We start from the raw sequence: 6000 nt of genomic DNA, 5'->3' as shown, positions 1-6000 counted from the left end.
GGGGCAGAAGTGCTGAATAACGAAGCGAGAAAACTCCATCGAATTCACGTTAATTTAGCGACCTTTCTACGCCACTCTACAATACTCTCTTCCTCTCTCTCACACAGCGGATTAACACAATTCTCATCCCTCCTCGCGCAGCGGATTACCCCCAAAGGGGGAACAGATCATCGAAGTTCTCCCTCATGCCTCCTTCTAGCTACTCGTCAGCCTCGTCCAGTATTTGTCGTAGAGTTCCAAAACGGGCTTCTCTACGGGGGCGAGGGTTTCAGATCTGTCGAGAAGGTTTTTGGGCGGAAAGAGGCTCTGATTGTTTTGTAGGTTGGCGGGGAGTTGGTTAAAGGCGGCCGCGTTGGGTGTGGCAAAAAATAAGCGCTCTGTAACTCTGGCAGCAATTTCGGGCTGTAGCATAAAACTAATCCAGGCATAAGCCCCATCGGGATTGGGAGCGGTTTTTGGAATAACCATTGTGTCGCTCCAGAGCGAAGTGCCACTGCTGGGAATGACGTATCTCAGTTTGGGACTCTCACTCATCACGTTGACGGCATCGGCTGAGTAGCCCATTGAGAGTGATAAATCTCCGGCGATAAGCTGATCGCGCCATGCGTCAGAGGTGAAGGTGGCGATCGCGGGTTTGAGTTCCATCAAGCGATCGAAGGCTTGTTTGATCTGCTGGGGATCGGTGGAGTTGTAGGAATAACCGAGAGATCGCAGCGTGGCCCCCATGACTTCGCGCATATCATCTAGCAAAGTCAACCGCCGAGACAGCTTATCTTTGTTTTCCCAGAGGTAGTTCCAATCGGTGGGCGGCTCGGTTATTTTGTCGCTGTTGTAGATCAGTCCCGTCGTTCCCCAACTTACAGGCACACTGTAGCGATTGCCAGGATCGTGAACGGACTGCTGAAAGCGGGGCAAAATATTGCGAATGCCTTCGAGTCGATCGTGCTCTAGTTCGCTGAGATAGCCCAACTTCACCATCTGAACCACTTTGTAGTCAGAAGGATAAATCACGCTGTAAGTTCCGGCTTTGCCCGCTTGAAACGTCGCCAGCATCGTCTCATTAGATTCAAAAATATCAGAAATGACTTTGATGCCCGTTTGCTGCCGGAAGGCATCGATCAAAGCTTGATCAACATAGCTTGACCAGGTGTAAATGTGCAGTTCATCTGACGCGCCTCGTCTCACCTGATCGGTTTGCACCTTAGCTAACGTCCACCCACAGCTTGAGAGCGCCATTGTGGAGGCAGCCGCGATCGAGCTTTGCAAAAAACGGCGACGACCCTTTAAAGATGGGCGGTGAGATAAAAAGTCAGTCATGGCAGCCATCCGCTTTAAAAATTGAACTCTCGCTAGATTCAGTTAACCTGGCAAAGCAAGACAGTCGCTGGCATCCCAGTAGAGAAAGATCGGCGTATCGGCAGAAGGAACATTGAGCGCGTTGGGCTGACGGACAGTGAGGTAATCGCCCGATCGCAATTGCACCACGTAATGCACATGGGTTCCCAGATACATTACATTTTGTAATCGACCTTCAAAGCAGTTGGTCTGGTCATCAAAGGGATCCAAGCTGAGATTCACTTTTTCTGGACGAACGCTGACGACAACTGAGCCAGAAGTTAGAGGTTGACCGCTCACGTCTGAGGGCTGCACGTTCATTTTTAGTCCCGACTCGGTTCTGATCCACAGCATAGCGGGGTGTGCGCCTTCGATTTTGCCGCGAAACAGGTTGGTGTCGCCGATAAAGTCTGCCACAAAGGAGGATTGAGGGCGATCGTAGATCTGGCTGGGGGTGCCAATTTGTTCGACTTGACCTTCGTGCATGACGGCGATGCGATCGCTCAGACTTAACGCTTCTTCTTGGTCGTGGGTCACCATCACAAAGGTTAAGCCCAGTTCGTGATGCAAGTTAGACAACTCAACCTGCATTTCTTTTCGCAATTTCAGATCCAACGCGCCCAGCGGTTCATCTAACAACAAGACCATCGGACGGTTTACCAGCGCTCTGGCCAAAGCAACTCGCTGCTGTTGACCGCCAGACATTTGATTGGGAAAGCGATTGGCAAAACTCTCCATTTTGACCAGTTTTAGAACCTCTCGCACCCGATCCTGAATTTCACTTCTGCTGCGGTGCTTGATTCGTAGCCCAAAGGCGATGTTTTCCCAGACTGTCATGTGGCTAAACAGCGCATAGCTTTGAAACACTGTGTTGGCAGGTCTGCGGTAAGGCGGAACATTCAACATCGACGTTCCGCGAATCAGGACATCTCCCGCAGTCGGGGCTTCAAATCCGGCAATCAGCCTCAAGGTAGTCGTTTTTCCACAGCCAGAGGGGCCGAGAATACTGAAGAATTCCCCTCGGTAAATACTGAGATCAACCCCTCGGACGGCCGCCTCTCCGTTAAACACCTTAAACACCTTTCGCAGCTCAACATCAAGCCCAACGTTGATGCCTGAAACTTGCTGATTCTGCGTTGCCGTCTGAGACATAGTGACGATTTCCTGGTGAAACTGGAACTGTGAGGCTTGAGCCTTATTTGAGCTTTAGACGAGGGGATTTGAGCGATTAAGGGGTTATCGTCTCTCCATCAAAACGCTAAAAGTCAAGGGCCTAAGCAGAACGATCGGTAAATTCAGGTCTGGCTTATTTTACCCATTGAACCCGAAACAAGTAATCTGAAACAATGCCCGATCGAGCAATCAGGTAACATTATCTAAAGAAACGTTGAAGAGCCTGTGTTGATTTGGCGTTATTTTGTCAGTGATTAGCCCTAGAATGCCTGATTTTGTCAGTAAATACCCCATATCGTCATACACTTTTTGGGCTGTCCATTCTTGATTGATGTTGTTTCAGTTGCGGAATCTATGACTTTGTTGCAACCTTCTCCAGCTACGATCGCTCATCAAAAAAATCCTCGCAGTGTGGGGCGGCGCAACCAGGCGTTGATTCTGATGTCGGCGGTGGCGGTGATGGTGGTTGGAGGGTTGGGAAGTCGGATCGCCTACCTGCAACTGGTACAGGGCACTCAAAATCGAAAGCTGGCCGAAAATAACCGGATTCGACTCCTGCCCAAACAGCCTGAACGGGGAAAGATTCTCGATCGCAAAGGCAAAATTCTCGCAGGCAGTCGGCTGTCACACTCGGTTTTTCTCTGGCCCCTTGCTAAAAAGCGTGGAGAATGGGACAGAACCCTGGAGCGGATTTCACAGATTCTTCACATTCCCGTCGCAGATATCCAAAAGCGGCTCGCAAGCGAAGGCTACAACTCGCCCTATCGAGTTCGCATCGCACGGGGCATTAGTCCCCAAAAGGTGACGGCGCTGGCCGAATACGCGGCTGAGTTAGATGGCGTTCAAGTTGATGCCGAAGCGGTTCGCAACTATCCCAATGGCGACTTGGCGGCGCATGTGATTGGCTATACGGGAGAGATGAGCGACGAGTCTCTAGAGCGCCACAAGCACGAAAATTATCGCCTGGGAGACGTGATTGGTCAGATGGGCACTGAGGCGGCGAGAGAAAAAGATTTGCGCGGAGAGTGGGGCGGTCAGCAGGTTGAAGTCGATGGTGCGGGCAATGTGGTCAAAATTCTCGGCGAAAAGCAAACCCACGCGGGAAAAGATGTGACGCTGACGATCGACCTTGATCTGCAAAAAGCGGCCGAAACGGCGTTGGGAAATCGCAAAGGCGTGATTGTGGCGCTTGACCCCAACAATGGGGCAGTTTTGGCGATGGTCAGCCGTCCCGCATTCGATCCCAATCTCTTCTCGACGCGCATCAGTGACAGTCAGTGGCAACGGTTGCAGAGCGCCGATCATCCGTTTGTCAATCGTGCCCTTCAAGGCTATCCGCCTGCCAGTACGTTCAAGATTGTGACGACGGCGGCGGGGATTGAGTCAGGTAAATTTTCGCCCGATACGGTTTTGGCGACTTCGGCCTCGATTAGAGTCGGGGGCATTGACTTTGGCGACTGGAACCATGCTGGATTTGGGCCACAGGGCTTTGTGGGGGCGCTGGCCTGGAGTAGTGACACCTTTTTCTATCAGATTGGGATGGGTGTAGGCGATCGGACGCTGATTCAATGGACGCGGCGCTTTGGCTTTGGGCAAAAAACCGGGATCGAACTGGGCGACGAAGAAGCGGCTGGGCTTGTCCCCGATGATGCCTGGAAGCAAAAAGAAATTCGTGAAGGCTGGTATCTGGGCGACACCGTGAACATGTCGATCGGACAAGGCTATCTGCAAACCACGCCGCTTCAGGTTGCCGTTATGTTTGCGATCGCGGCCAACGGCGGCTACCGCGTCAAACCTCACCTGCTACAAGACAACCAATCGGCTCAACACTGGCGCGAACCCCTGAACCTCAAGCCCGAAACGATTCAGATTCTCCAGGATGGGCTAAAGGGCGTAGTCAATGGCGGAACGGCAACAGCGGCCTTTAGTGGGACAGATCTGGCGATCGCGGGCAAGAGCGGCACCGCGGAGGATTTTGGACGCGAATCTCACACCTGGTTTGGGGCATTTTCTCCGGTTGATAAGCCCAAAATTGTCGTGGTTGCCTTTGGTGAAAATTCGGGTGGGGGGGGCGGTTCGTTTGCGGCTCCGATGGTGCGTCAGGTGCTAGAAGCCTATTTTCACCCCGACAAAGCCAAAAAGCAGGCGGCCGAAGTGGTGGCCGCTCCCAGAGATTAAAGGACTAATATTGAGAGACTACGCCCCAACGAGGCAGATGACACAGACAAAGCTGAGAATGACGTTTGAGGAATACCTGACCTACGACGACGGGTTAGGGACTCGCTTTGAGCTAGTGAAAGGGGAATTAAGGCCCATGAGCTTAGGAACGGGCAAGCATGGCAAAGTTATCAAGTTCCTGGATGACTGCTTGAATGCAGAGATAGCGCGGATGAATCTTGGTTGGACTTCGCAGCGCTTTACCGTAGGCATTCAGTCTCCAAGAGGCAATCGTTGGGATACTTGTCGGATTCCTGACATTACCGTCCTACCTATCGAGCAGTGGAATGCGATGGAGGAACGAGAGGCCATGATTCGCGCCCACGAGCAACCGCCGAAGTTGGTGGTAGAGGTCGTCAGCCCCTCTACTGCGATGATCGACGACTATCGAACCAAGCGCACGGAGTACGCTGTATTAGACATTTCTGAATACTGGATTGTTGATCCGCTCAAATTACAAGTAACAGTCTGCACATTGCAAGATGGCGCTTACGATGATCAAGTGTTTCAGGGTGATGAGCCGATCGTCTCTGCCGTTTTCTCAGACTTGAAATTGACAACTCAACAAGTCTTGAGTACCTGACCTTTATCAAGGTTCTCGTCTGATTGCGTCAGGGACACCCACCGGGGAGAAGCCTGCGATCGCTTTCAATGCCTGCATTCTCATCAATTCTGTAAAACTTAGTCCCCGGCCTTCGAGTTGGGCCACCAGTTCGATCGCAGATAGCAAGCTTCGAGCCGCTTCCGTTTCGCTGTATCCTCGACGTTGAGCAACTTTTAGCGCCGTTTCATCTGCGTCTAACTCGATACGAGAACTGCGATTGCTGCGCCAAATTTGAGACAGGGCGATCGCGCTCAAAGCACTAGCGGCCGCAACCCCAACAAAATCCTGCTGCATCACCTCGACTCCGACTCCGATCGCACCTGCCGCAACCAGACCCAAATTGACATTCGGCTTGAGCCACTTGACCGCACTCAGCCAGCCCACCATTCGCAGTAATAACAGATCGCGCTGAGGACGAGACAGCCGACTCCAAAAATCAAAATTGATATAAATCGGACGATCGCGCACCCAGGGCATCGGAAAGGGCGCATCAATCACCGATCGCTGTTCTGGCTTGCTAACCAGCTTAGTGACCATCCGCCCAGACGCGGGCATGAGGTCTAAAAGACGACGAAGTTCTGGCTCAGGGTTCATCATGTTCTGATTTTAGAGCAAGAAGCTGAGTTGACAGGCAATCTAGCTTACTTTGGGCGGGCCAAACTGCCTGTCGT

Annotated in this window: 5 protein-coding genes; 2 read left to right on the top strand and 3 right to left on the bottom strand. The window is 52.1% G+C overall.

The annotated features are described in order from the left end of the window. Nucleotides 1-195: 195 nt before the first annotated feature. A complete protein-coding gene (locus tag ACKFKH_RS15725) occupies nucleotides 196-1317 on the bottom strand; it encodes an ABC transporter substrate-binding protein (protein WP_446859259.1) in 1122 nt (373 codons plus the stop codon). 42 nt (nucleotides 1318-1359) lie between these two features. After that, the gene (locus ACKFKH_RS15720) at nucleotides 1360-2487 is read right to left on the bottom strand and encodes an ABC transporter ATP-binding protein (protein WP_446859258.1); all 1128 of its coding nucleotides are present in this window, start codon (nucleotides 2485-2487) and stop codon (nucleotides 1360-1362) included. A 375-nt stretch (nucleotides 2488-2862) separates the two neighbouring features. On the opposite strand from ACKFKH_RS15720, the gene mrdA reads away from it, so the two are divergent. Further along, on the top strand, nucleotides 2863-4686 hold the full coding sequence (mrdA, locus tag ACKFKH_RS15715) for a penicillin-binding protein 2 (protein ID WP_446859257.1): 1824 nt from the start codon (nucleotides 2863-2865) through the stop codon (nucleotides 4684-4686). 37 nt (nucleotides 4687-4723) lie between these two features. Beyond that, the gene (locus ACKFKH_RS15710; protein WP_446859256.1) at nucleotides 4724-5308 is read left to right on the top strand and encodes a Uma2 family endonuclease; all 585 of its coding nucleotides are present in this window, start codon (nucleotides 4724-4726) and stop codon (nucleotides 5306-5308) included. A 6-nt stretch (nucleotides 5309-5314) separates the two neighbouring features. Here the strand turns inward: ACKFKH_RS15710 and ACKFKH_RS15705 are convergent, their stop codons facing one another. Further along, nucleotides 5315-5923: a DUF3318 domain-containing protein gene (locus ACKFKH_RS15705; protein WP_446859255.1), complete on the bottom strand. Its 609-nt coding sequence runs from the start codon at nucleotides 5921-5923 to the stop codon at nucleotides 5315-5317. Between the last annotated feature and the right edge of the window lie 77 nt (nucleotides 5924-6000).

This window comes from Phormidesmis sp. 146-20, from assembly GCF_052939475.1.
The sequence above is the reverse complement of the archived record's forward strand: the minus strand, read 5'-3'. Positions and strand labels throughout refer to the sequence as shown.

Coding starts and splice junctions, on each gene's coding strand:
- ACKFKH_RS15725 (WP_446859259.1), bottom strand. CDS start 1,317: ATGACTGACTTTTTATCTCACCGCCCATCTTTAAAGGGTCGTCGCCGT.
- ACKFKH_RS15720 (WP_446859258.1), bottom strand. CDS start 2,487: ATGTCTCAGACGGCAACGCAGAATCAGCAAGTTTCAGGCATCAACGTT.
- mrdA (WP_446859257.1), top strand. CDS start 2,863: ATGACTTTGTTGCAACCTTCTCCAGCTACGATCGCTCATCAAAAAAAT.
- ACKFKH_RS15710 (WP_446859256.1), top strand. CDS start 4,724: ATGACACAGACAAAGCTGAGAATGACGTTTGAGGAATACCTGACCTAC.
- ACKFKH_RS15705 (WP_446859255.1), bottom strand. CDS start 5,923: ATGAACCCTGAGCCAGAACTTCGTCGTCTTTTAGACCTCATGCCCGCG.